Consider the following 23,911-nt stretch of genomic DNA (forward strand, 5'->3'; position numbering starts at 1 on the left):
AGCATCCCTCACAAGGGGGGCGCGCCTCTTTCACCACTCTGCGCATTCGTCTGCTTGACGGCAATCCAACACTGGAGTATCCAAGAAGCCGCCGTATCGCATGCGCGACGAATGACTCACGTAACCGCACGGTCCTCATCGCGCCGAACAAAACGAAAGAACAAAATCCATGATTACCTGCACCAATGTTGAATTCACCTACGATGGAGACCGGCTTGTCCTCGCCGGAATCAATGCGCATATCGCGCCGGGCGAGTTCGTCTGCATCCTCGGAGGCAACGGAAGCGGCAAGTCGACCCTGGCTAAACACTTCAACGCGCTACTCGTCCCCGACGCCGGATCGGTAACCACCGACGGAATGAGCACCGCCGACGAGGAGAATCTGTACGCGATCCGCTCCACGGCGGGCATGGTGTTTCAAAACCCCGACGATCAGCTCGTCGCCTCTCTCGTCGAAGACGACGTCGCCTTCGGTCCGGAAAACCTCGGCGTTGAAACGGCGGAAATAGCCCTGCGCGTTCGCTCTGCGCTTGAAGAAGTTGGTCTCGTCGGCTTCGAGAAGCACGAGACCAACGCGCTTTCGGGCGGCCAAAAGCAGCGCGTCGCCATTGCCGGCGTTTTGGCCATGAATCCGAAAATCCTCATTCTTGACGAAGCATCCTCCATGCTTGATCCGCGCGGGCGCAAGGGTCTCATGCGCGTGTGCAAAGAATTGCACGAACGGGGCATGACCATCGTCATGATCACCCACTTCATGGAAGAAGCCGCCGAGGCCGATCGTATCATCGTCTTGGAGCAGGGACGCGTCGCCCTTGAAGGCGCACCCGATAAAGTTCTCGCAAGAACCGACGTCCTTGGTCGGCTCAACCTGGAAGTGCCCTTCGCATGCCGCCTCTCCACGGCGCTGCGCGAACGAGACGCCTGCATTCCCGTCTGCATTCGCGAAAATGCCTTGGCAGATGCCATTGTCCAAGCGGCAGACTCTGCTCTCCTCGCAAAACGATGCGAAGCAGCGAAGAAAAACGCGATTCGAGATGCCTCCAAGAGCGCCGCGGCTGACAACACGCCGGCAGCGGGATCGTCCCCGGCAGAGAGCCCGACAGCGGGCTCGGCCTCAGCCCCGAACGAGGCATTGGCGGCCGCAACCGACAGCGTCTCGATGACGGACGCGCGAAAAAACATCGCTCCCTTCATCGAATTCGACCACGTATCCCATACCTATCTCGACGCTTCACGCGCAAAGAAGAATCGCTCTAAAAAGCACGATAAGCAGGCGAAATGGGGCAACGACCCCAACGCCGTCTGGGCGCTGCACGACGCAACCTTCTCCATAGCAAAAGGAGAGTTCGTCGGTATTGCAGGTCACACCGGATCGGGGAAATCGACCCTCATCCAGCACATGAACGGCATCTTGAAACCCACCTGCGGCCGCGTGCTCGTCGAGGGTAAAGACATCGCCGACAGAAAAGAAGCCAATGTCGCGCGGTCTAAAGTGGGCGTCGTTTTCCAATATCCCGAACGCCAGCTTTTCGCCGCCACGGTTTACGACGACGTCGCCTTCGGCCCACGCAACATGGGACTCGACGAACATGAAATCGACGTTCGCGTACGCGAGTCGCTTGCACGAGTCGACCTCGATTTCGAAGCTCTCAAAGACACGAGCCCCTTCGAGCTTTCCGGCGGCCAACAACGCCGCGTGGCCTTCGCCGGCGTATTGGCCATGAGGCCGAGCGTGCTTGTCCTCGACGAGCCCACGGCTGGGCTCGATCCCGCCGCGCGCCGAGACTTCCTCGCGCTCATCTCATCGCTGCACAAGAAAATGGGACTGACCGTAATCATGGTATCCCATAGCATGGACGACCTCGCCGCATTCTGCCAGAAGCTCATCGTCCTCAAAGAGGGAGACACCTTCGCCATGGGCGCGCCTGAAACCGTTTTCCTGCAAGAGAAGGAGCTTGAAGCAATCGGACTCGGCGTTCCCGCAGCTCAACGCATGGCAAGCAAGCTTCGCGAACGTGGCATACCCATGCCTGACTGTACGCTGTATACCATAGAGTCTCTCGTCGAAATGCTCGCCCCGACGCTATCGGACGAAGCAACGCGCTCGAAAGCGAACAAGGAGGACGTCCGATGAATTCCGTCTTCTCCTTCGGTAGCTATTACCCAGGGTCGAGCCCTCTCCACAAGCTGGACCCGCGCACGAAGCTTTTGGCGGGCGTGGCGCTTATTGCCGCCGCACTGCTTTCGCAGGATTTCTGGGGATTGGGCGTCGTGGCCCTTTTCGTCGCAGCGTTCTACGCGCTCTCCCGCATACCGCTGGGCAAAGCCGCCCGATCGCTCGCGCCCCTGCTGGCCATCGTGGTCGTAGCATCCATCCTGAATCTCTTCCTCATCCAAGATGGACCGGTCCTGTTCCAATGGTGGTTCATCCGTATCAGCGAAGGCGGCGTATATTCGTGTTCGTTCATTGCGTGCCGCCTTGTCCTCATGATGCTCGGTATGAGCCTGATCACCATGACCACCACGACGATCGACCTGACCGAGGGGTTCGAACGCCTGCTCTCCCCTCTTGCGAAGATAGGCTTTCCCGCCCATGAGCTCGGCATGATCATGGGCATAGCCTTACGCTTCATGCCGCAGTTCGCCGACGAATTCGTCAGCATCTACCATGCGCAGATAAGCCGCGGAGCAACGTTTTCCAGCAACCCGAAACGAGGCGTCCGCATGCTCTCTTCGCTCACCATACCGCTTTTCACCAGCGCATTCCGCCGCGCGGAAACGCTTGCGTTCGCCATGGACGCGCGATGCTATCACGGCTGCGTCGGACGAACACGCCTGCATCCCTTGCACTTCACGGCAACAGATGCGCTAGCGGCACTGGCCATGACTTTCCTTGGCACCTGCGTTCTTGCCGTGAATTATCTGCTGTAGCCGGATAAAAGCGCCGAAAACACGCCTTTCGGCCCCCTCGAAAAGAAAGGAAGCATCATGAACGGAATTGCGACCATCCTCGAATACCTCAACGCCGTTCCCGCATGGTATCTTGCAACCAGCGTAGACGGGCAGCCCCACGTTCGCCCGTTCAGCTTCGCCGCCGAAGAGCACGGCAAAATCTGGTTCTGCACGGCAACCACCAAAGACGTGTGGGAGGAGCTTCTGGAAAACCAGCGCTTCGAAGCAACCTCGTGGTGGCCCGGCCACGGCTGGCTGATCCTTCGCGGCAAAGCAGGACTTGAAGACCTCGTGGGCGAAGAGGTGCGCACGGCGGGGTACGAGCATCTCGAAAGCCTGGGAGAACACTACGATGGACCGCACGATGAAACACTCGTCTTTTTTAGCGTGGAAGAGCCTCAGGCATGGATCTGCAACCACGACGAATGGGTGCCCGTAGAGCTGTAGGCGTACCGCTGCCCCACGCACTTCACGCCGCTGCTCAAGCTCAGATCGTTCACGCATGCATGATTCCAGGAGTTCCCATGACCAATACCGCAGCCTACGAGGCGCTTGAAGAAATCGTCGATTATCTGACGGGCATCCCCGCGTGGTTCCTCGCCACGATCGACGAGAGCGATGCCACGCAACCGCGCGTGCGGCCTTTCAGCTTCGCCGCAGCCGAGCAGGGCAAGCTCTGGTTTTCCACCTCGCGCGACAAAGACGTGTATCGCGAGCTCGCGCACAACCCAAAATTCGAACTGTCCGGCTGGAAGCCTGGCGAATACTGGATTGTCGTAACCGGCCAGGCAGATCTTGCCGATGACGCTTCCGCCAGCGCTGCGCTGCGCCAGGCAGGTTTCGAGCACATGGCGGGCATCGGCGAACACCACGATTCGCCAGACGATGACCGCCTGGTGTATTTCAGCGTAAGAAACGGCATAGCCCACATGCGCGACATCGACGGCAGCGAACGTACGCTCACGTTCTAGCCCAGCCCCGAAACGCAAAGTTGGCCCCGAAGCCCGCGATTCCAAGAATCGAAAGGCTTCGGGGCCAACACCGTCACATCGGCCGCAAACGCGGCTTTGACGCATGCGGGCCGCGCGGAACTTAATTCGCCTTCGTCCTATACACGAACCAGTACGCCAATCCGACAAACACCGCGCCTCCTACGATGTTGCCGAGCGTAGCGGCAGAGATGTTGTAGAAGATACTTCCCAAATCAAGCGCGCTTGCGTCGATTGCGGCAAGACCGCTCGTCTTAGCCAGAAGACCCATAGGCAGGAAGAACATATTCGCCACGCAATGCTCGAAGCCGCACGCCACGAACGCAGAGATGGGCAGCAAGATGCCGACGACCTTGTCAACAACCGTACGAGCCCCAAAACCAATCCATACCGCCAGGCAGACAAAGATATTGCACAGAATGCCCTTGAAGAACAGCGTAATCCAGTCGGGCGTAACCTTCGAAACGGCCACCGAAACCATGGTTGCACCCACAGCGCCACCGTTCATATCGGCAACATGAGCCATATACACAAGGAATACCGTCACCAAGGCGCCCACAAGATTGCCCACCCAGACAATCGCCCAGTTCTTCAGCATGGCGGAAACCGATATCTTCTTGCTGGCCAGGGCGGCAACCATGAGGGAGTTGCCGGTGAACAGTTCCGCGCCGCAACACAGCACCAAGACCAGGCCCAGGCAGAAGCAAAGGCCGCCCACGACGCGCTGCACCGCGAACGGAATGGACGGATCGCCCAGGAAAACGCAAAAGTACAAGGCGCCGAACGAGATGAAAGCGCCGGCAAGCATGGCGAGCACAAACACCTTGGCAGGCTTCATCCCCGCTTTTGCAACCGCGATGGACTCGGCCTTCGCCTCGATTTCCGCAGGAGACAAAGCGTCGGGTTTCAACGTTTTCAGTTCGGACTCGTCAAGACATGCCATAAGGTTCTCTCCTTTCGCTGCACCGTGCGCATTTCCCCTGGACGCGACAAGGCCGTCTTCACCGTGCCGCGCATCGAAAGCCTGCTGGGAAAACGCGAGATACGGGCAAGCGTACAGCACCCCCGCCGCGCCGTCTGCGCAAAATCGGCAAACGCGCGCTGAGGATACGCGCATGCGAGCCTCTGCGGCCGAAACGCCGTTCGCAGGCCCATTCGTCCGTTGCGCTACAATGACGAAGCGCCGCCGCACAACAGCTCTGGTGCCAATAGAGAAAGCGAGACACCATGCCCAACGTTCGCATAGCACGCCGTGACGAGTTCGAATCCATAGCGTCGTTTTACGACGAGATGGTCGACGACATGAAGCATTCCGCCTTCGACCCGCTTTGGGACAGAAAGACGCATCCAAGCGACGAGTTCCTTCGCGGCGCCCTTGAAAGCGGCCGCCTTATCGTATGCGAGTGCGACGAAGAGCTGGCAGGGGCGCTCGTGATGGATCACCATGGCGCAGTCGGATACGAAACGGCGCCGTGGGGTGTAAAGGCCCGCGACGACGAGGCGTCGGTCATTCACGTTCTTTGCACCCTCCCCCGATTCCAGGGAAAGGGAATCGCCCGAACGCTGCTTCGCGGCGCTCTCGACATCGCTCGCGCGAACGGCCAGCGATGCGTCAGGCTCGACATTCTTCCGGACAATGCTCCGGCACGCTCCCTGTATGAATCCGAAGGATTCGTGCGCGTTTGCAAGACGATGCTGCACTACCCCGACGGCTCCTTCGACGCAATTCTCTACGAATGCCTGCTTGAGCGTTCGTAGAAGCCCTGCATCCCACATCCGCGTCTCCCAAGCGAAAAAAGAAAGCCTCCCATCTCTCGTTGTCCAAGAAATGGGAGGCGGCTTGCTCTCGAACGTTGCTTTCGGTTCGGAAAATGGGAGGAAGCCCGAATCGGCGGATTCTTTCAGCGAAGCGCGCTCTACCAGTTTCCGAAAACGAATCGCTGGATGTCCTGATTGAGCATAACGACGAAGAACCCGACGAACAGCGCCATGCCCGCGATGCTCATATAGTTCATGGCCTTGTAGCCAACCACCCTGCGAGAGACCTTCTGGAACACCTCGATGACGAAGCGCCCGCCGTCAAGCGGCGGGATGGGCAGCAGGTTCATAATTCCCAAAGAAACGGAAATCATTGCCATGAACTGCAAGAACATGGCAATGCCCGCATCGGCGTACGCCTTCGACATAACGGCCATTCCCATAACGCTCGTCGAGCCTTCAACGCTTTGCATGACCGTTTGAGGATTGAACAGGCCCGCAACCGCCTGCACAACCATGCCGATGTACGTCACTCCCGCCGAAATGGAGTCAAGGGGGCTCAAGACGATGTGCTGCATGGTGCCGGCGTCGTCAGTCACGTCGACGCCTATGACGGAGAAGGCGACAACCAACAGCACAATGGCAACGAGTAAGTTCATGAAAATGCCAGCGAGAAGAATAACCGAGCGCTTCCAGAACGGTAGGGAGCGATACGTATGGGAACGCTCCTCAAGATACAGGTCGTGGGAGTTTTCGAATGCACGCGGCTCCCCCTCTTTCAGATCGATGCCGCGCTTCGCATCGCGCAAAGCACGCGTGCGAAAGATGTTGTGCTCGTCACTTTTCTTCGGGCCGACAAGGCACCCCCAGTCTTCGAGCACATACAAAACCTCGCAGGCATCGTCCGTGGAAATGCCGATTTCTTCCGCAAGATCGTCCGCGTAAATCGTCCCGTGCGTGTAGGCGTATGCGAGGGCTCTCTCAATATGCGGGTTTTCCTTGCCAGGTTCCATGCCACACACTTTCGCATAGCCGCCAAGCGGAATGGCAGTCAAACCGTAGCGCGTCCCTTTCCAAGTAAAGCCGATATTCGGTCCAGGAAGGCCGATCATGAACTCGGTCACGCGAACGCCGAACGCGCGTGCCGCGAGATAGTGGCCGCCTTCGTGCACGAAGACCAGAATCGAAAGAACAATGGCCAGATACAAGACCATCATGACAATATCCATGCTCGTCCTATTCATACGCCGCAAAAGACGCGCTGATCAACGTCTTTTGCATGTCCGTGTATATCAAAACGCGCACCGGGGCAACCCGATGCGCGATGAAGTCTAGCATTTCGATACGCCGCGCCTCCCCATGCGAACAAGATAGGAAACGAACTCCACGGAATTGAAACGGCGCCGTCAACCTAGCGGCAAAAGCATCGCATTAACGCCGAGCGGCAAGATGCTGTGCGGCCTTGCTGCGGGCCCACGCATCAAGTTCGGCAAGTTGATCGAGGCTTTCCACCTTCTGCACGCCCTCCGCCTCATGCGCCTCCATGACATGCTCGACGCATCCGTCTATATCGAGATAGCCGCAGGCATCCTTTAGGAAGTGCGCCACGGCCACTTCGTTGGCGGCGTTCATCACGCACGGAAGCGTTCCGCCGACCGCACCGGCATGACGGGCAAGATCGAGGCAGCGAAACGTCTCGGTGTCGGCAGGATAAAACTCCAGCGAACCGAGCTTTGTAAAGTCAAGAGGTTCGACGGGGGCGTTCCAGCGGTCAGGGTAGCTCAAGGCGAACTGGATGGGGATTCGCATGTCTGTGGTTCCCAGATGGGCCTTTACGCTGCCGTCCGAAAACTCCACCATGGAATGAATGGCGCTTTGCGGCTGCACGACCACTTTGATTTTCTCGTATGGCATGGCAAAGAGATGATGCGCCTCGATAACCTCTAGGCCTTTGTTCATCAGAGTGGATGAGTCGATGGTGATCTTCGGTCCCATTTTCCAGGTGGGATGAGCGAGGGCCTGGGCCGCCGTCATACTCTTGAGCTCAGCGCGCGTTTTACCGCGGAAAGGCCCTCCCGAGGCGGTGACCCACAGCGCCGTCACTTCCGCATGGCGCTCGCCCAGCAGGCATTGATAGATGGCCCCATGCTCGGAATCAATCGGCATGAGGGCACCGGAAAGCCCCGGAGCGTCAACCGTCGACGTCGCAGCCGGCACATCACCCGCAACGCAAACTCCTGCCGCACGGCGGGCGGCCATGGAGGCATCGACCTTCGCCGCAAGCGGCATGATCAAATCGCCCGCTACAACAAGGCTTTCCTTGTTCGCAAGAGCAAGCTGCTTCCCGCATGCGAGCGTCTCATACGAAGCACGCATGCCCGCAGCACCGACAAGCGCGTTGACCACCGTGTCCGCCTCTTCGAGACGAACCAGGTCGAGCAGCCCCTCTTGCCCAAAGCCGACCGACACGCCGCCGTGCGCATGGGCAAGACGAGCATCGCCAGCAAGCCGCTCGTCGCCGAACGCGATATGACGCACCTTGAACTCGTGAGCCTGTTTGATGACTTCGTCCACATTGGTGTTGGCCGCAAGCGCAACAACCTCGATGGCCTCCGGATGACGGCGTGCGACATCGAGCGTCTGAAGGCCGATCGAACCCGTCGACCCAAGCACGACAATACGTTTTCTACCCTGATTCCGATCCATACGAATCAACCCTTCGTCTTCATCTTGTGCGCTCCGCAAAAACAGCCTGGGCGCAGCACGACGCCGCAGCACCTAAAGACATTCGTCCCACGCGCGGCGTAAGTCGCATATGCCGCACGCGTCAAATCACGCACGACGAACCATATGCCTAGATGGCGTACGGAACGCATCCGGCACCGACAAGCATAACCGCAGCGGTGACCGACGCCAAAAACAGAGAGTCGCAGCGGTCGAGAATTCCGCCGTGGCCGGGCATGATCGTTCCCGAGTCCTTCACGCCGGAGTTGCGTTTGATGCGGCTTTCCGCCAGATCGCCCAGCACGCCGAACAGTCCGCACACGATGCCGAAAGGCACGGCCTGCACAAGGTCCATATTCACGCCGGGAATCAATGTCATGAGGCACCAGATGACCACAGACCCGATAAGGCCTCCCACAAAACCTTCCCAGCTTTTCTTCGGCGAAATGCGCGGAGCAAGCTTATGCTTGCCGAACTTGCGGCCAACCAGATATGCAAAGGAATCGTTCGCCCATACGCTGCAGAAAATGCCAATGACGAGCACTCCGCCCCACAGGCCCGGAATTGCCTCGCGCACGACGATAAGGCTGGAAAGCAGCAGGCCCGTATAGGCCGAGCCGAAAAACGACACGCCGACATCTCCCACGCGGGCACGCATCCAGAATACGTACCAGACCAAAAGGGCTACGAGCAAAGCACCCGTCACTATGAGGGCGCCGGGAAGACCGAGCTGCCACACGCTTAAAGGATACGCAACGGCCGCCACGATACCGAGAAGCTCATTGGGAAGCTTCGCGTCGCTTCGCAGCATATAGAAGAACTCCCCCGCCGCAATGCCGGAAAGAGCGCAGAGCAGAAGCACCGTGCTCAATTCGCTCGCAAGCACACAGAGCACCGAAACGGTCACGTAGACGAAACCTGTGCGAAATCGAACCTGCAAATCGCTTGCATTCTTGAGTCTATCGGGCGTTTTAGCGTATACGAACTTTTTGGCGGCGTCTTTTTTCTCCGTCATTTTCGTCTTGGCGGATTCGTAGGTTTTTTTCGTTCGCTTGGTATCCTGCTGCTCCGACACGTTATTGCACCGCCCCGAAACGGCGATCGCGAGACTGGTAGTCAAGCAGGGCGCGCAAGAAATCGTATCGGTTGAAATCGGGCCAGAGCACGTCGGTGCAGTAGAACTCGGAATACGCCACCTGCCAGAGCAAGAAGTTGGAGATGCGCATCTCGCCCGATGTGCGAATCACCAAATCGGGATCGGGAACGTCGGCCGTGTAAAGGCCACGCTCGAAAAGCTCTTCGGTAACAGCGGGCAGCTCGCCCGTCTGTTCGCCCTGCAAAACCGCCTCGCGCACACATGCCTGCACGGCACGCAGGATTTCTTGGCGCGAACCGTAATTCACCGCGACGAGCAGCGTCATGCCCGTGTTATCTTTCGTCTTCTCCCACGCCTCGTCGAACGCTTCGCGGGTTTCGCGGGGAAGCTTGGACAAGTCGCCAATGGTGCGCACGCGTACGTTTTCTTCGTGCAAGCCGTCGACCTCGGCAAGCATGGTTTTGGCGAACAGGTCCATCAGCCCCGTGACTTCCTCTTCGGGGCGCTTCCAGTTTTCCGTGGAAAACGAGTAAATGGTCAGATAACGCACGCCCGTATCGCTTGCGCAACGAATGGTCTCGCGCACGGCCTCGATGCCGGCTTTATGACCTTTCAACCTGTTCAGGGCACGTTTTTTTGCCCAACGGCCGTTGCCGTCCATGATAACCGCAACATGCTCGGGAACACGCTCGGGATCAAGCGCGTGAAAATCCAATCCAGCAGGCGGATTGGGAAATATAACATCAAGAGGCTTGTGAAACATGTGGTACCCCTCTCCTTCGAATCGGAGCCGTGCATGAGCACAGGCTGGAAATGGACCGAAAAAAGCGGCGGCCGCCCGCGCGATACGGACGGCAGCATCGGTGCATTTCCAGCCCGGCCGTCGCAAGGACGGCGCGAGCGAAAGAAGGCAAGGTGTCGGCGAGCGAGGTTGCTCCAGGCCTAAACGAGGACAAGAAGCCCTGAATCGCCGAAAGACCGACGAACTTAGATTTCCATGACCTCTGCTTCTTTTTTCTTCAGCATCTCGTCGACAGTGCCGATGAATTTGTCCGTGAGCTTCTGAATCTGCTCTTCGGCGCGACGTGCATCGTCTTCGGAAATCTCAGAGTCTTTCTTCAGGCGTTCGATCTTGGCATTGCCGTCGCGACGGGCGTTGCGCACTGCAACACGACCCTCTTCGGCATAGGCCTTGCACTGCTTGACCATTTCCTTACGACGCTCCTCGGTCAAAGCGGGGAACGGAAGGCGAATCATGGAACCGTCGTTGGACGGGGTGATTCCCAGGTCGCTTGCGAGGATTGCAGCCTCAATGCCGCGCAGGCAGGACTTGTCCCAAGGCTCGATGATAAGCATGTGAGCATCGGGGGTTTTCACGGCAGCCATCTGGTTGATCGGCGTAGGAACGCCGTAGTAATCAACCTTGATTTTGTCGAGCATCATGGGATTGGCGCGACCCGTGCGTACGCTGACGAAAGCCTCCTTGAGGTTCTCGAGGGCCTTTTCCATGCTCGCCTCAGTGGCGGCCATAATCTCAGCAGTCATCGTGTTCCCTTCCTTTCGAAACGATGGTTGCGCTCCGAACTTCTAAACGTTTCCATATGCACGCTACAGCTCTGCGGGACGCCCGGTCAAATACGGTTTGACATGCGGCAGCGTCAGCGCGGTGATTAGTACACCAGCGTAGCGGACCCTTCACCCTTCAGGACGCGGGCGATGTTGCCGGGCTCGGTCATGTTGAAGACCAGAAGCGGCATATCGTTGTCTTTGCACAGCGAGATAGCAGCGGCGTCCATGACGTTAAGCTCCTTGGTGAGCACGTCAAGGTAGCTGATCTTGTCGAATTTCTTCGCGTCGGGATTGGCCTTGGGGTCGGAATCGTAGATGCCGTCGACCTTCGTCGCCTTCATCATGCAATCGGCGTTGATTTCGCATGCACGCAGGGCGGCCGTGGTGTCGGTGGTGAAATACGGGTTGCCCGTGCCCGCGGCGAAGATGACGACGCGGCCTTTTTCCATGTGGCGAATGGCGCGCAGGCGAATGTAGGTTTCTGCGACCTGGTGCATCTCGATTGCAGACTGAACGCGAGAAGATACGCCATGACGCTCAAGACCGTCCTGCAAAGCCAGCGAGTTCATAACCGTGGCGAGCATGCCGATGTAGTCGGCCTGTGCACGATCCATGCCATCAGCGCTGCCAGCGACGCCGCGGAAGATGTTGCCGCCGCCTACGGTGATGGCAACCTGAACGCCGTCTTCGACGATTTCTTTGATCTGCTCGGCAAGATCGTCGATGACTTTCGGGTCGATGCCGTAGCCGGCGTCGCCCATAAGGGCCTCGCCGGAGAGCTTCAGCAACACGCGATGGTACTTATAACCTTCAGCAGGCATGGAATCCCCTTTCGAAAGAATCAAGATATCCGCGCTATTGTACGATACCGCACGCCCTCCCGTCTCTAATCGTTCGCTTTTTCGCAACTTCACCGAACAAGAAAACCCGCGTCCTCCACGAAGAAGGACGCGGGTTTGCAAAGGAACGCATGCGCTCTGCCCGATGGGGAGCCTTCAGAACCAAACGACTTCGTCGTCCGTGCTTTATGCAGCGACCTTAGTTTCCAAATCCGAACAGATTGCCTCCGTTGCCATACAAATCGCCGTTATTGCTTCCATATCCGTAGCTCTGCGCATCCGAGGAAGGCGTTAGCGCGTTCTCATCGGAGCCAAGCGTGACCGAAAGGGTCTTCTCTTCCCCATTGCGGTTCACCACCACATCCACGGTATCTCCCGGATTCTTCTCGCGCACCTTCATCTGCAAGTCGGACGGAGAGGTGATAGCCGTGCCGTCAAACGACGTGATGATGTCTCCCTTTTCTATGCCGCCCTCAGCCGCTGCGCTGTCGGCGTACACGTTTGCCACATACACGCCCGTATCAGTGGGCAGGTCGTAATACTGCGCCATCTGGGAGTTAATCTGAGCCATAGACACGCCAAGCTGGGCATGGGTCGGAGTCTTTCCGTCAATGATTTGCTGCGCCAGGTCCATGGCATAGTCCACGGGAATGGCGAAGCCGACGCCCGAGCTCGACCCAGAGGACGACTGAATCATGGAGTTGATGCCGATCAGCTTGCCGTCCGCATCGACCAACGCGCCGCCCGAGTTGCCGGGATTGATGGTGGCGTCGGTCTGAATCATGTTGGGATAGATTACCGTCTCGCCCGTAGCCTCGTCCTGCATGGTGGTAGAACGCTGCAGGGCGCTCACGATGCCTTCGGAGACGGAGTTCTCAAGACCGAAGGGGCTTCCCAAGCTCATGACCCACTCGCCCACCTTCAAATCGGAAGAAGAGCCGATTTCGATAGGCGTCAGGTCGCTCGCCTCAACCTTGATGACGGCAATATCGCTCGATGCGTCGCTGCCCACCAACGTCGCATCGTATTCCGTCCCGTTGACCGTCGCCTTTATTGCATCGGCGCCTTCGACCACGTGGTTGTTCGTGATGATGTAGCCGTCCTTGGAAATGACGACCCCCGAACCAAGCGAGGTCTGCGTCAACGTATCGTCCGATCCAGCGCCGGGAACCTCGAACCCGAAGGCCGATTGCGTGGAGCCGGAAGCCTTCTGGTAGATATCGATGCTCGCGATGGAAGGAAGCGCCTTGTTCGCAACCGCTTCGGCAAGCGTCTCATCGGTGTCGGACGCCGTGATGTTCGTGCTGGTCGATGAGCCCAGGCTCGCGCCGGAACCCTGAGAGCCGCCCGTGACAGCCTGATATCCGGCGAAGCCTCCCAGACCGAGCACAACGGCAAGCGCCGCTCCCGCAAAGCTCACGCCGAACGTCTTGCCGAGGCTCTTCTTCGACGAAGCGCCCGTTTTCACATGCTGCGGAGCGGACTGGGCGGCGTAAGCCTGGTAAACTCGCTCCTGATACGCCTGCGCCTGCTGCTGGTTGTACGCGTTCGTCGCCTGAGCAGGCATCTGAGGCTGCTGCTGGGTGTAGCCGGCGCTTGTCTGAGGCGCAGAGGCGAACTGCTGCGTATGACCGGCGGCCTGTTGGGATTCTGCCTGCGGCTGCCCGAAGGAGACGGTCTCTTGGGATGCATGCTGCGGGCCTGCTGCTCCCTGCCCAGAATTCTGATTTGCGCCGTATGCGTTCTTGTTCTCTTCAGTCATGGTGATCACTCGCTTTCTCTTGCGAATCTCGCTCTTTTCACGCTGCACTCTATCACCCAAGCGCTTTGAAATCCCATTATCGAACGCTTCGTGATCGCCACGTTGCCGTAGATACGTCAAGCAGCGTATAAGCATCACGATCCACACACAAAACTGAACGATTCTTTCAGGTTCGTAAACATAACGCCTGCTCAACAAAGGCTGCCGTGCATATTGCCCGTAGTGCGCGCATGCTAGCATGAAGAAAAGAGAAAGAGGACGATCATGAAATTGCCAGGACTTGTCACCGTATCCCCTTCCGATTCCGCGCTGATCGAACACGCCGCAGCCCTTCTCGGAGACAGCTTCATCGAAGAGCAGTGGTTTGCCACGTGGCTTTCCTCCCTCGATGCCCTCGGGGCAGACGACGAACGTAAGAAAACCCTGCTTCGAGCCATCTTCCTTGACGACATAGACGCGTTCGCTCCATACGAAGGCATTCATCTTCTCGAAGACGGCACGGCCGCCGTGGGAGGGTATCTTTTCAGCGAGTTGAGAGGCGAAACCCTTACCTCCATCGAGGAAGGACAGGGTGGCAGGCATTTCCTTCAGGTCGCAACCCCCGAAGAGGTGCGCGCCCTCGAAAAGCGCGAACAGGAGATGGAGGCCATATCTTCTTTCGACTGGGCTCGCGCATACGACGGAGAAGACCACATCAATTTCTTCGCATGGGCGGTCGATTCTGCGGCACGCGGCAAAGGCTCGCTCAAACGGGCGCTTGCACCGTTTTTCTCCTATGCCGACGAGCACGGCCTGAACTGCTACCTCGAATGCTATTCCGACAGGCTTCAGAGCATGTACGAGCACCTTGGCTTCGAACTCGTGGACGAACTGCATGCCGAAGGGATCGAGGCGTACGAACGCCGCATGGTTCGTCGCCCGCGCTAAAAGCCGTCGCCTTCGTGTAAAAGACGATGCAGATGAACTTCATGCTTCTCTTGGATTAAAATAGCTTCATCATTCTGCGGCCCGACGCTCGACGCAATGCCGAGCGGAGCATGACGAAAGGAACGGCATGGCCACCATCGATACCATCAAGGCGATCCTCCAAGACAAACTCGACATCGACCCTTCGAAGGTCGACGGCAACTCCACCTTCGAATCCCTCAACGTCGACTCCCTTGACATGGTTGAACTCATTTGCGAACTCGAAGACCAGCTCGACATCGACTTCGGAGAGCCCGAAGGCCTGAACACCATCGACGAGCTTGTCGCCTATATCGACAGTCTCTAAGAGCCCGGTGACCGAAAACGCCCGCCATGAGCGGGCGTTTCGTATGAAACGGGCATGCACGCATCAAACCATAAGGACAAGCATGGACGCAAAACACGTTGCACTCAAAGCGCATGAAGACTGGCGCGGCAAAATAGAAGTCATCAGCCGCGCCACCATCAACACCCCCGAAGAACTCGCTGTAGCCTACACCCCCGGCGTTGCCGAGCCCTGCCTGAAAATCGCCGAAGACGCAGACCTCTCCTATACCTACACGCGTCGCGGCAACCTTGTCGCCGTCGTCACCGATGGCAGCGCGGTCCTCGGCCTGGGCAATATCGGCCCCGAGGCGGGCATGCCCGTCATGGAGGGCAAGTGCGCACTGTTCAAAGAATTCGCCGGCGTCGACGCCTTCCCCCTTTGCCTGCGCACACAAGATGTAGACGAAATAGTCCGCACCGTTTCGCTTCTGGCCGGCAGCTTCGGCGGCATCAACCTTGAAGACATCGCCGCCCCGCGTTGTTTCGAAATCGAAGCGAAGCTCAAAGAGTGCTGCGATATTCCCGTATTCCACGACGATCAGCACGGAACGGCCGTGGTCACCTGCGCTGCCCTCATGAACGCCTGCAAGCTCACCGGACGCTCCTTCGCCGAAACCCGCGTGGTGTTTTCCGGCGCCGGAGCTGCGGGAACATCCATCGCCAAGCTGCTCCTTCGTTTGGGCGTGAAAGACATCGTGATGTGCGACATCAACGGCATTCTCTGCGAGGGCGATTCGTCTTTGAGCGCCACTCATGCCGAAATCGCATCGATGACCAACCCGCGCCGCCTCACAGGTACGCTGGCTGATGCCTTGAAGGACGCCGACGCCTTCATTGGCGTGTCCGCCCCGCGCGTCATGACGAAGGACATGGTGCACTCCATGGCAGACGATCCGATCGTTTTCGCCATGGCGAACCCCGTGCCGGAAATCATGCCCGACGAAGCCATCGCCGCGGGCGCAGCCGTGGCCGCCACGGGGCGGTCGGACTTCCCCAATCAGATCAACAACGTGCTCGCCTTCCCCGGCATCTTCCGCGGTGCGCTTGACGTGCGCGCACGAGACATCAACGACGACATGATGGTTGCCGCCACCAAGGCCATTGCAAGCCTGGTCGATGACAACTCGCGCAGCGCCGAATATATCATCCCCGGCGCTTTCGACGAACGCGTCGCCCCCGCCGTTGCCGCCGCCGTCGCGCAGGCCGCTCGCGAAAGCGGCGTCGCTCGCGTGTAGCAGCAACCCTCGCGCGTACGCCCGCACAGCAAAACGGGGACGAAAGGCTCTCTGCCTTTCGTCCCGACAGCATAAAAGCTATCTGACCGATTTCGCGATAAGGGCAAGCGTCAGCACGGCAAAAACGGCCGATGCGGCAAATGCCGCATGAAACGCCGTGATGCCGGCGAACAAAGAGCCTTCGACGCAAAGCACCATCAGCGCGGTGCCGACCGAAGCGCATGTCTGACGGGCAGCTATGCCGAAAGAACTGCCATCTCCGACGCTTTTCCCCTTGAGTTCGGAAAGGCTCCACGAGGTAAGCGGACCGATAAGCCCCGAAACGCCCACGCTGCGCACGCCCTGCATGACGCAGACGACCCACAAAGGCGTCGCCTGGTCGCAAAAGACCATGCTTACCGCACCGACGGCAAGAAAACACCCGAAGACCAGTCCGACCGGACGTGCGCCTATTTTGTCGGTCAAATACCCCGCCAGCGGATTGACGATCAATGCGGCAACGGTCCCCGGCAGAAGAACCATGCCCGCCTCAAGAGGCGTGCCGCCCCTCAAGCCCTCGATATAAAGAGGGACAAGCAGCGTGATGCCCATGAACGATGCGCAAAGCAATCCTTGGGCAATGAAGCCGGCCGTGTACGTTTTCGACTTGAAAATGCCCATGTCAATCAACGGCTGCTCCAGAGCGCGCTGGCGCTTAACGAACCAAACGAGCGCTGCAGCTCCCACGAGGATAGGACCCCAGACGAGAGGATTCGTCAACGGGAAGGACGAGGCCTCGGAGCATCCGACCAGAATGCCGCCGAACCCGACGGTAGAAAGCACGAACGAGAAAAGGTCCAGCCCCGACGGATACGAGGCGTCATCGTGACGCTTGATGAAGAAAAGGCAGAACGCGAAGAGAGCGAGAGAAAGAGCCACAAGAAGCACGAAAAAGCTGCGCCATCCCAGCGTATCAACCATCGCCCCGCCTATCGTGGGGCCGATATTGGGAGCGAAGCCCATCGCTACACCCGATATTCCCATAGCGGTAGCCTTGCGCCCGTCGGGGAAGCGCGTCATGGCAATAGTTTGCAGCAGAGGCAAAAGCATACCTGCCGCAATGGCCTGTACGATACGACCGGCAAGCAGCACGATAAATCCCTGAGCACATGCGGCCATAAATGCGCCAATGATAAAAATGCCTATGGAGGCAAGCGTCAAATCCTTCAGCCTGAAACGGCCCATCAGATACGAAGAGAGCGGAACCACCGCACCAAGCACGAACATATACACCGTGGTGAGCCACTGCCCGACGCCCGTCGAAATGCCGAATTCTTCGCACACGGTGACCAGCATGGCGTTAAGGCCGGTTTGAGAAAGATTACCCAACGCCGATGAAAGCACAACAACGGCGAAAATCGCGTATACCCAGCTCTTGCCTTCTCGAATAATCATGCTACCTCCGAAATGCTTCCTCTTTAATCCCGATCAATGATAACGCCGAAACATAAAGAGTGCGCATATTTGGCAAGGCGAATGCCACGATAACTCGAATCTGGGCAATGGTGGCCTGCGCCCGATAAGCATCGCAAGGCTTGGTCGGTCGTGGCACCAACGCGCCCGAAAGCAACAAATCGCAGGAATCTATTTCTTTCAAGCGAAGAGGCCGACATATAGTCGGCCTCTTCGCTGCCTTGGACGCAAGACGCGCTCCGACTTGTTGCCGAAGCGCGTCTCATTAAGCGAGCGTTCACTCATGCAGGAGCAAAACGCTAGAATTCGATGTTTTCGGCATCCCTGTTGCCTTGGGCCTTCTTTGCCGTCCTCAACAGGAATTCCTGGTTGTTGTCGGTCTGCTTCAAAGATTTGATAAGCATGTCCATGGCGCGCTCAGTGCTGTTCATGTTCGACAGAATGCGACGAACGGCCCAGATGAGCGGAGCTTCTTGAGGATTAAGCAGCAAGTCCTCGCGACGCGTACCCGAAGCAACCGGGTCGATAGCCGGGAACACGCGACGATCGGCGAGCGAGCGGTCGAGCTTGAGCTCCATATTGCCCGTGCCCTTGAACTCCTCGAAAATGACCTCGTCCATCTTCGAACCGGTCTCGATAAGCGCTGAAGCAAGAATGGTCAAGCTGCCGCCGCCCTCGATATTGCGCGCTGCACCGAGGAAACGCTTCGGCGGATACAACGCGGTGGAATCCACGCCGCCGGAGAGAATACGACCGCTGGCAGGCTGTGCCAGGTTGTATGCGCGGGCAAGACGAGTCAGGCTGTCAAGCAGCACGACAACATCTTCGCCGCGTTCCACCAGGCGTTTCGCACGCTCGATGACCAGCTCGGAAACAGCGATGTGATTCTCGGTAGGCATATCGAACGTCGAGGCAATGACTTCGCCCTTAATGGAGCGCTGCATGTCGGTAACCTCTTCGGGACGCTCGTCAACCAGCAGGCACATGAGATGCACCTCGGGGTTGTTCGCCGTAATGGCGGCCGCTATGTCTTTCAGAACCGTGGTCTTGCCCGCCTTCGGAGGAGAAACGATCAAGCCGCGCTGGCCTTTGCCGATAGGCGACACCAGGTCGATTACGCGCGCCGTAATGGTGCTCTTTCCGTGCTCCATGATGAGGCACTCGTCGGGAAACACCGGGGTCAAATCGCCGAAACGAACGCGTTCACCCTGTTCATCGACGGGCATTCCGTTAACGGCCAGCACCTGCTGAAGAGCTGCGTACTTCTCGTTTTCGCGGGCAGGACGCGTCTGTCCTTTGACGAGGTCGCCCTTGCGAAGGCCGTTGCGACGAATGGTCGCAAGACCGACATAGACGTCGTTCTCGCTCGGGAGATACCCTTTCGTACGCAGGAATCCGTAGCCGTCCTGCAGCACATCCAGAATGCCCTCGACCTCGATGAAACCTTCGGCGCGAACGGCCGCTTCGTAGACCTTCTCTACCAGTTCCGCTTTTTTCAAGCCCGTAGCATCGAGTCCGAGCTCGGCCGCCTTTTCGCGAAGTTCGGCAACCTTGAGCTTTGCGAGCTCTTCCATGTTGGTTTTAGGAGCTATAGGTTCACGGTTTTGGGAGTGGGTGCGACGCTGGCGACGATGCTGTTCGTTGCCGCGGTCACGATCGCGGTCGCGACGGTCGTTGCCGCGGTCACGATTCTGCTGGCCGTCCTGTTTGCCGTTCTGCTTATTCTGGCGACGCTCGCGCTGATTCTGACGCTGCTGGTTGCGCTGCGAACGATAATCGCGCTCGCGACGATCCTGCTTTTCGTGATTCTTGGCATCCTCGGAAAGTTCGGAGCCACTTTTCTCGACATCGCCGCGGTGCTCGGAGCCGCCATCTTTCTGGCGCTCTTCGACCGAACCGGCGTCGTCACGCGAAGCGGATTCTTCGGCACCTTGTTCGTGCTGTTCGGATGCGGTTTTCGCCTTCCTTGAACGAGCCAAACGGCGACGGGCGGGCTTTTCCTCATCCGAAGATTCCTGGAGGGCATCTGCATCCTCGGATGCTTTGCCAGCCTTTTCATCTGCAGATTCCGCAGCTTCGATAGCCATGCGAAGCTTCGTGGAACGACCGGGGCGCTTGCGCGTCGCGGGCTTGGAAGAAGCCTCTTGATCGGTCGCAGCAGCATTCTCCGCGCGAGAGGAGCTTTCGTCAGACTTCGCCGACGAAGCGTCGGAGTCAAACTGGATCATCTCCTGACGAGGCTTTTCTGACGCACGATCAGACGAAGAAACCTCAGCAGAATCCCCTGCTGCACGGCGCGTGCGCTTGCGCGGAGCGGCGTTTTCGGCCTCTTCGTCAGAAGCCGCTTTTTTACGCGTCGTACGCGTTACACGCTTCGGAGCAGCGGATTCATCCGCGGAGCCAGACATCTCCCCCATCGGGGCGGTTGCTTCTTTCGCGGAAACACGTGAGGAAGCGGAAGCCCTTCTCGAAGATGCGGGCGCCTCCTTCTGTCCCTCTTCGGAAGCCGGTTTTTCATCTGCTTCGGTTTTTTTACGCGGGCGGCCGACTCGTTTCTTCGGCGCCTCAGTCTGCTGCGCCTCGGCAGCCTTCCCCGCATCGGCGGGTGCAATCGAAGCGGAAGCAGGCGCTTCGGCCGCTTCCGCCTTCGTCATTTCATCAGAGATCATGCGTTAGCAACCTTTTCCCAGTCCTTGAGGAACGACTCAAGACCACGGTCGGTAAGCGGATGCTGAACCATTTTCTTCAGCACGCCGAACGGAACCGTTGCGATATCGGCGCCCATTAAGGCAGACTGCGTGACGTGGTTCGCGCTGCGGATGGAAGCAGCGATGATCTCCACCTGCTCTCCATTGACGGTGTTAGCAGAGTAGTCGTAGTTGTTGATAGCGGTGACTACGTCGCCGAGCTGAGAAAGACCGTCTTCGGAGATATCGTCAAAACGGCCGACGAACGGAGAGATGTAACGAGCGCCGGCGCGAGCAGCAAGAATTGCCTGGGGCACCGTGAAGCACAGGGTCATGTTGACGCGAATGCCCTCGTCGGAAAGGGCGCGGCATGCTGCCAGGCCTTCCACCATCGTCGGGATTTTCACGACGACGTTAGGAGCGATTTTCGCCAGCTCACGGCCATCACGGATGATTTCGTCGCGCGTCATGGCAACGCTCTCGGCGCTTACCGGGCCGTCGACGATTTCGCAGATGCGAGCAATGTGGTCGTGAAAACCATCGAGCTTGCCGCCGATGCGGGAATAGAGCGTGGGATTGGTGGTCACGCCCGCCAGAGCGCCCCAGCTTGCCGCTTCCTTGATTTCTTCCAAATCAGCGGTGTCCAGAAAGAACTTCACGTTTCCTCCTTAGATATGGAAATGCCTTCGCCAGGCGGCGAAAGCCTATGACACACATGAAAATGCGATGCTGCGATCGCGAGAAAAAGCTAGGAATGTGAAATGGGATTCGATCAAACGAACGGGCTGATAATACCACGAAGCGCTGCGTTGCGCACGTGCCGCGCAAAAAAACTCGCGCCAGCGCCTTCGCGCCCCGAAAAAGGAGCAACCGCGGCTTCGCCATACTATTTCGTGCGTTTTTGACACGGCAAACGCACGAAACGACGAGATAGTATGCCTCACGAAAGCGGACGATAAGACACTCACGGAAGGCAAGCTTCTGAACTGGTGTTTTGCATTCCCTCGATTCGCGCTGAAGACAAAAGGGCTCCACCATCCATACTATCTCGGCGAAAGTGCCATTTTCCTGGCACAAACGTCCGAAATAGCATGGATTCCAACAAACCATGGAACATACCCGCCGTCGTTCCGTATAAAGTAACCACGTCGTCTTCAAGAATACGCTGGTCCCCCACCTTGGCAGTATGCAAACCAAGATTGCGTCTTTGTACCCGTAGGAAGTTGGAGTCACATTGACCCTCAGCGTATACGTATCACCCTCCTGCATTACCTGGATAACCTCGCCGGTAAAAGTCGCTTTCTCCCCTTTATACGCATCGGGATCGCGCGCAACCTGCTCATACGTTAAAGCCGAGCATCCTTCTTTGAAATACGATTCAATCTCTTCCGCAGATAGCTCAATGGACTCGCTTCCAAGCTCCTTCCCGCACACTGCGCAAGAATACGAACGCAAGCCAGAAACAGCCTTTCCGTCCTGCCCGACACTAGGCTCCGTAACGACAACCCAATCGCCGGGAGTATGGCCAATTACGGGAATGGCTTTCTCCACCGTGGAGCCGCATCGGACGCACTCGCCCACTTCCATCCCCTTTTCTGCACACGAAGGCTCGGCGGCAATGCTCCATTCCTTTACATCATGCCCAAGCTCCTTGCCTTTAGTGGTTCCACAGAGAGAACACGTTTGAGGCGCCGTGCATGTAGCCTCTTGCCATTCGTGCTCAAGTGCATCTCCCTGGGTTTTTCCGCATACGCTGCAAACAGACGGATGCGTGCACGTTGGCTCCGACCATTCATGAAAGCAAATCACATGCGTTGCAGACAGGACGGCGAAAAGAGCCACAACAGCAAGAATTGCAGCGAAAATGGTGTTCCGCTTTTAGGAAGACGCCCCAACACCCCCGGGCTGCTCAGAGGTGATTCCTGAGCCCCTTCGAGGTTTTGCCCTTCCGATGTCGCCCCGAGCACTTTCGTCAATACCCGTGCAACATAAAACCGCAGCTCACATAGAGTTATTTCACTTTTGTCGAAATCACCGACCACCTTATATCCGCAAACCTCCAAACGCCTGCACATCGCAAAAAAGCCGCCTCGTGGGCGGCTTTTCACATGAAGTATAGCGTTGGAAACTCGCGATTGCAGGAGGCGAGCCCAATGAAGAACGCAATCGTTCGACGCTTTGCGCTAGTCGGCAATCTCCACCAGCTCGATTTCGAACGTGAGATCCTTGCCTGCAAGCTCGTGATTCATGTCGAACACGGCCTTCTCCTCATCGACCGACACGACCTTGGCCGGGAACGGGCCGGCGGGACCCTGGAAATACACGGTCTCCCCCACGGGAAGCTGTGCGGCATTGGGGATCTGAGAAACCGGAACAGACTGAACAGCCTGCGGGTTGTATTCGCCGTATGCCTCGGCCGCAGGAATGGTGACGGTCTTTTTCTCGCCAAGAGCCATGTCTTTCACAGCGGCATCGAAGCCAGGAATCATCATGCCCGCGCAGCAGGTGAACTCCAGCGGCTCGCCGCGGTCATAGCTGCTATCGAACTGGGTGCCGTCGGCCAGCGTGCCGCGGTAGTGCGTCTTGACCTTTTTACCTTCGTTGCTCATTGAGCACGTCCTTTCGGGTTGAAAACAATTCCCATCATAATACCCGAGAGCGTCTGTTCCCAAAAGTACAGACCTCGGTTCTTGACAGGGCGAACACTCCTCTGCAACACGCCCGTCCACCGAACAGACGCCTCTCATCCTCCGCACGACGCCTTCTCCGCGCCTCCCCTTCCCTGGATGATAGAATGCAGCCAATCGCGGGAAAGGCCCGCGCCACAAGGAGGGGAAACCATGAAAAAGACCAGGTTTTTTGCAGCATTATGCCTTGCTGCCGCACTTGCATGCGGCATGATGCTCGCCGCATGCTCTTCCGGCCCTGATCCGGAAGAGGTTATCTCGCAAGACATTGCCACCCAGTTCGACCCGATCAAAAACCTCGACCAGGCAGCCGTGGACGAACTTGCCCAGGACGCCGAATCCGGCGCCGACCTTTCGGATTTCGGCATTGACGGAGCAGAGTACATCAAGGCCATGCTTGGCGGGTTCGACTATTCCATCGTGTCCGTCAACGTTGCCGAAGACGGCCAGAGCGCCACGGCCATTGTCAACGTGACCTGCAAATCCTTCAATGCGGCAAACGACCGCGCAAACGAGATTTCCGAAGAATTCGCCGCGAGCGATGAAATCACCGACATGAGCATGGATGACCTGAACAAGAAAATCGGGGAAATTCTGATGCAGGCCATGAACGAAACCGAACCGTCCACCGTGGAATGCGAGTTCCAGTACAACCTTGTTGACGGCGCGTGGACAATGTCGGATTCGGCCGAGAGCGAAATCTACAACGCATTCTTCTCGTAAGCCGGCCTTGAATGGGCGAATGCCTTTTCAAGCGCAAGTTTGACGGAGCAGCATGCCTGCACACCAAAAGAGGTCGCCGTCTGGCGACCTCTTTTTCGTTCCCTAAGCCCCTTTTCTAAGCCCCTTTTTCCGTCTGCGAGCCCCT

At 57.9% G+C, this 23,911-nt stretch carries 21 protein-coding genes; 9 read left to right on the forward strand and 12 right to left on the reverse strand.

From position 1 onward, the window contains the following. Window positions 1–169 precede the first annotated feature (169 nt). From HMPREF9451_RS06235 to HMPREF9451_RS06250, 4 genes are all read left to right on the forward strand, one after another. Complete coding sequence (locus tag HMPREF9451_RS06235; RefSeq protein WP_009139454.1) at window positions 170–2,134, forward strand: energy-coupling factor transporter ATPase; 1,965 nt, start codon at window positions 170–172, stop codon at window positions 2,132–2,134. Then, complete coding sequence (locus HMPREF9451_RS06240; RefSeq protein WP_009139455.1) at window positions 2,131–2,931, forward strand: energy-coupling factor transporter transmembrane component T family protein; 801 nt, start codon at window positions 2,131–2,133, stop codon at window positions 2,929–2,931. Before HMPREF9451_RS06235 ends, HMPREF9451_RS06240 begins: the two co-directional genes overlap by 4 nt. A gap of 57 nt (window positions 2,932–2,988) precedes the next feature. Beyond that, a complete protein-coding gene (locus HMPREF9451_RS06245) occupies window positions 2,989–3,399 on the forward strand; it encodes a pyridoxamine 5'-phosphate oxidase family protein (protein WP_009139456.1) in 411 nt (136 codons plus the stop codon). 77 nt (window positions 3,400–3,476) lie between these two features. Further along, complete coding sequence (locus HMPREF9451_RS06250) at window positions 3,477–3,923, forward strand: pyridoxamine 5'-phosphate oxidase family protein (protein WP_009139457.1); 447 nt, start codon at window positions 3,477–3,479, stop codon at window positions 3,921–3,923. 121 nt (window positions 3,924–4,044) lie between these two features. On the opposite strand, the gene HMPREF9451_RS06255 is transcribed toward HMPREF9451_RS06250, so the two are convergent. Next, window positions 4,045–4,884, reverse strand: coding sequence for a formate/nitrite transporter family protein (locus HMPREF9451_RS06255; RefSeq protein ID WP_040626632.1), 840 nt, complete (start codon window positions 4,882–4,884; stop codon window positions 4,045–4,047). Window positions 4,885–5,168: 284 nt separating this feature from the next. Here HMPREF9451_RS06255 and HMPREF9451_RS06260 point away from each other — a divergent pair, with 284 nt between their 5' ends. Beyond that, window positions 5,169–5,699, forward strand: a complete 531-nt coding sequence (locus HMPREF9451_RS06260; RefSeq protein WP_009139459.1) for a GNAT family N-acetyltransferase — start codon at window positions 5,169–5,171, stop codon at window positions 5,697–5,699. Window positions 5,700–5,857: 158 nt separating this feature from the next. Here the strand turns inward: HMPREF9451_RS06260 and HMPREF9451_RS06265 are convergent, their stop codons facing one another. The 7 genes from HMPREF9451_RS06265 to HMPREF9451_RS06295 form a co-directional block, all read right to left on the reverse strand. After that, window positions 5,858–6,928, reverse strand: coding sequence for a site-2 protease family protein (locus tag HMPREF9451_RS06265; RefSeq protein ID WP_009139460.1), 1,071 nt, complete (start codon window positions 6,926–6,928; stop codon window positions 5,858–5,860). Window positions 6,929–7,130: 202 nt separating this feature from the next. Continuing rightward, the gene (locus HMPREF9451_RS06270; protein ID WP_009139461.1) at window positions 7,131–8,405 is read right to left on the reverse strand and encodes a 1-deoxy-D-xylulose-5-phosphate reductoisomerase; all 1,275 of its coding nucleotides are present in this window, start codon (window positions 8,403–8,405) and stop codon (window positions 7,131–7,133) included. 148 nt (window positions 8,406–8,553) lie between these two features. Then, window positions 8,554–9,498, reverse strand: coding sequence for a phosphatidate cytidylyltransferase (locus tag HMPREF9451_RS06275; RefSeq protein ID WP_009139462.1), 945 nt, complete (start codon window positions 9,496–9,498; stop codon window positions 8,554–8,556). Window position 9,499: 1 nt separating this feature from the next. After that, window positions 9,500–10,282: an isoprenyl transferase gene (locus HMPREF9451_RS06280; RefSeq protein ID WP_009139463.1), complete on the reverse strand. Its 783-nt coding sequence runs from the start codon at window positions 10,280–10,282 to the stop codon at window positions 9,500–9,502. Window positions 10,283–10,506: 224 nt separating this feature from the next. Beyond that, a complete protein-coding gene (gene frr / locus HMPREF9451_RS06285; protein ID WP_009139464.1) occupies window positions 10,507–11,064 on the reverse strand; it encodes a ribosome recycling factor in 558 nt (185 codons plus the stop codon). A gap of 125 nt (window positions 11,065–11,189) precedes the next feature. Continuing rightward, the gene (gene pyrH, locus HMPREF9451_RS06290) at window positions 11,190–11,909 is read right to left on the reverse strand and encodes a UMP kinase (RefSeq protein WP_009139465.1); all 720 of its coding nucleotides are present in this window, start codon (window positions 11,907–11,909) and stop codon (window positions 11,190–11,192) included. Window positions 11,910–12,126: 217 nt separating this feature from the next. Beyond that, the gene (locus HMPREF9451_RS06295) at window positions 12,127–13,689 is read right to left on the reverse strand and encodes a S1C family serine protease (protein ID WP_009139466.1); all 1,563 of its coding nucleotides are present in this window, start codon (window positions 13,687–13,689) and stop codon (window positions 12,127–12,129) included. A gap of 264 nt (window positions 13,690–13,953) precedes the next feature. On the opposite strand from HMPREF9451_RS06295, the gene HMPREF9451_RS06300 reads away from it, so the two are divergent. The 3 genes from HMPREF9451_RS06300 to HMPREF9451_RS06310 all read left to right on the forward strand — a co-directional run bounded on the left by HMPREF9451_RS06300 (window position 13,954) and on the right by HMPREF9451_RS06310 (window position 16,217). Next, on the forward strand, window positions 13,954–14,616 hold the full coding sequence (locus tag HMPREF9451_RS06300; protein WP_009139467.1) for an N-acetyltransferase: 663 nt from the start codon (window positions 13,954–13,956) through the stop codon (window positions 14,614–14,616). 127 nt (window positions 14,617–14,743) lie between these two features. Then, on the forward strand, window positions 14,744–14,962 hold the full coding sequence (locus HMPREF9451_RS06305) for an acyl carrier protein (protein WP_009139468.1): 219 nt from the start codon (window positions 14,744–14,746) through the stop codon (window positions 14,960–14,962). Between the two features lie 82 nt (window positions 14,963–15,044). Further along, entirely contained in the window at window positions 15,045–16,217 is a 1,173-nt protein-coding gene (locus tag HMPREF9451_RS06310; RefSeq protein ID WP_009139469.1) for an NAD(P)-dependent malic enzyme, read from the forward strand. A gap of 78 nt (window positions 16,218–16,295) precedes the next feature. Here the strand turns inward: HMPREF9451_RS06310 and HMPREF9451_RS06315 are convergent, their stop codons facing one another. The 4 genes from HMPREF9451_RS06315 to HMPREF9451_RS06340 form a co-directional block, all read right to left on the reverse strand. Further along, window positions 16,296–17,651, reverse strand: coding sequence for an MFS transporter (locus HMPREF9451_RS06315; protein WP_009139470.1), 1,356 nt, complete (start codon window positions 17,649–17,651; stop codon window positions 16,296–16,298). Between the two features lie 317 nt (window positions 17,652–17,968). Then, window positions 17,969–20,338, reverse strand: coding sequence for a transcription termination factor Rho (rho, locus tag HMPREF9451_RS10135; RefSeq protein ID WP_009139471.1), 2,370 nt, complete (start codon window positions 20,336–20,338; stop codon window positions 17,969–17,971). Continuing rightward, window positions 20,335–21,015 (reverse strand): fructose-6-phosphate aldolase, encoded by a 681-nt coding sequence (gene fsa, locus HMPREF9451_RS06325; protein ID WP_009139472.1) that lies wholly within the window; start codon window positions 21,013–21,015, stop codon window positions 20,335–20,337. Before fsa ends, rho begins: the two co-directional genes overlap by 4 nt. Window positions 21,016–22,539: 1,524 nt before the next feature. After that, window positions 22,540–22,965 (reverse strand): FKBP-type peptidyl-prolyl cis-trans isomerase, encoded by a 426-nt coding sequence (locus HMPREF9451_RS06340; protein WP_009139475.1) that lies wholly within the window; start codon window positions 22,963–22,965, stop codon window positions 22,540–22,542. Window positions 22,966–23,196: 231 nt separating this feature from the next. Between HMPREF9451_RS06340 and HMPREF9451_RS06345 the strand changes: the two genes are divergently transcribed. Then, entirely contained in the window at window positions 23,197–23,766 is a 570-nt protein-coding gene (locus tag HMPREF9451_RS06345; protein WP_009139476.1) for a hypothetical protein, read from the forward strand. Window positions 23,767–23,911 lie beyond the last annotated feature (145 nt).

Origin of the sequence: Slackia piriformis YIT 12062, from assembly GCF_000296445.1 — a bacterium.
In the GTDB taxonomy this organism is placed as follows: domain Bacteria; phylum Actinomycetota; class Coriobacteriia; order Coriobacteriales; family Eggerthellaceae; genus Slackia; species Slackia piriformis.

Coding starts and splice junctions, on each gene's coding strand:
- HMPREF9451_RS06235 (WP_009139454.1), top strand. CDS start 170: ATGATTACCTGCACCAATGTTGAATTCACCTACGATGGAGACCGGCTT.
- HMPREF9451_RS06240 (WP_009139455.1), top strand. CDS start 2,131: ATGAATTCCGTCTTCTCCTTCGGTAGCTATTACCCAGGGTCGAGCCCT.
- HMPREF9451_RS06245 (WP_009139456.1), top strand. CDS start 2,989: ATGAACGGAATTGCGACCATCCTCGAATACCTCAACGCCGTTCCCGCA.
- HMPREF9451_RS06250 (WP_009139457.1), top strand. CDS start 3,477: ATGACCAATACCGCAGCCTACGAGGCGCTTGAAGAAATCGTCGATTAT.
- HMPREF9451_RS06255 (WP_040626632.1), bottom strand. CDS start 4,884: ATGGCATGTCTTGACGAGTCCGAACTGAAAACGTTGAAACCCGACGCT.
- HMPREF9451_RS06260 (WP_009139459.1), top strand. CDS start 5,169: ATGCCCAACGTTCGCATAGCACGCCGTGACGAGTTCGAATCCATAGCG.
- HMPREF9451_RS06265 (WP_009139460.1), bottom strand. CDS start 6,928: ATGGATATTGTCATGATGGTCTTGTATCTGGCCATTGTTCTTTCGATT.
- HMPREF9451_RS06270 (WP_009139461.1), bottom strand. CDS start 8,405: ATGGATCGGAATCAGGGTAGAAAACGTATTGTCGTGCTTGGGTCGACG.
- HMPREF9451_RS06280 (WP_009139463.1), bottom strand. CDS start 10,282: ATGTTTCACAAGCCTCTTGATGTTATATTTCCCAATCCGCCTGCTGGA.
- frr (WP_009139464.1), bottom strand. CDS start 11,064: ATGACTGCTGAGATTATGGCCGCCACTGAGGCGAGCATGGAAAAGGCC.
- pyrH (WP_009139465.1), bottom strand. CDS start 11,909: ATGCCTGCTGAAGGTTATAAGTACCATCGCGTGTTGCTGAAGCTCTCC.
- HMPREF9451_RS06295 (WP_009139466.1), bottom strand. CDS start 13,689: ATGACTGAAGAGAACAAGAACGCATACGGCGCAAATCAGAATTCTGGG.
- HMPREF9451_RS06300 (WP_009139467.1), top strand. CDS start 13,954: ATGAAATTGCCAGGACTTGTCACCGTATCCCCTTCCGATTCCGCGCTG.
- HMPREF9451_RS06305 (WP_009139468.1), top strand. CDS start 14,744: ATGGCCACCATCGATACCATCAAGGCGATCCTCCAAGACAAACTCGAC.
- HMPREF9451_RS06310 (WP_009139469.1), top strand. CDS start 15,045: ATGGACGCAAAACACGTTGCACTCAAAGCGCATGAAGACTGGCGCGGC.
- HMPREF9451_RS06315 (WP_009139470.1), bottom strand. CDS start 17,651: ATGATTATTCGAGAAGGCAAGAGCTGGGTATACGCGATTTTCGCCGTT.
- rho (WP_009139471.1), bottom strand. CDS start 20,338: ATGATCTCTGATGAAATGACGAAGGCGGAAGCGGCCGAAGCGCCTGCT.
- HMPREF9451_RS06340 (WP_009139475.1), bottom strand. CDS start 22,965: ATGAGCAACGAAGGTAAAAAGGTCAAGACGCACTACCGCGGCACGCTG.
- HMPREF9451_RS06345 (WP_009139476.1), top strand. CDS start 23,197: ATGAAAAAGACCAGGTTTTTTGCAGCATTATGCCTTGCTGCCGCACTT.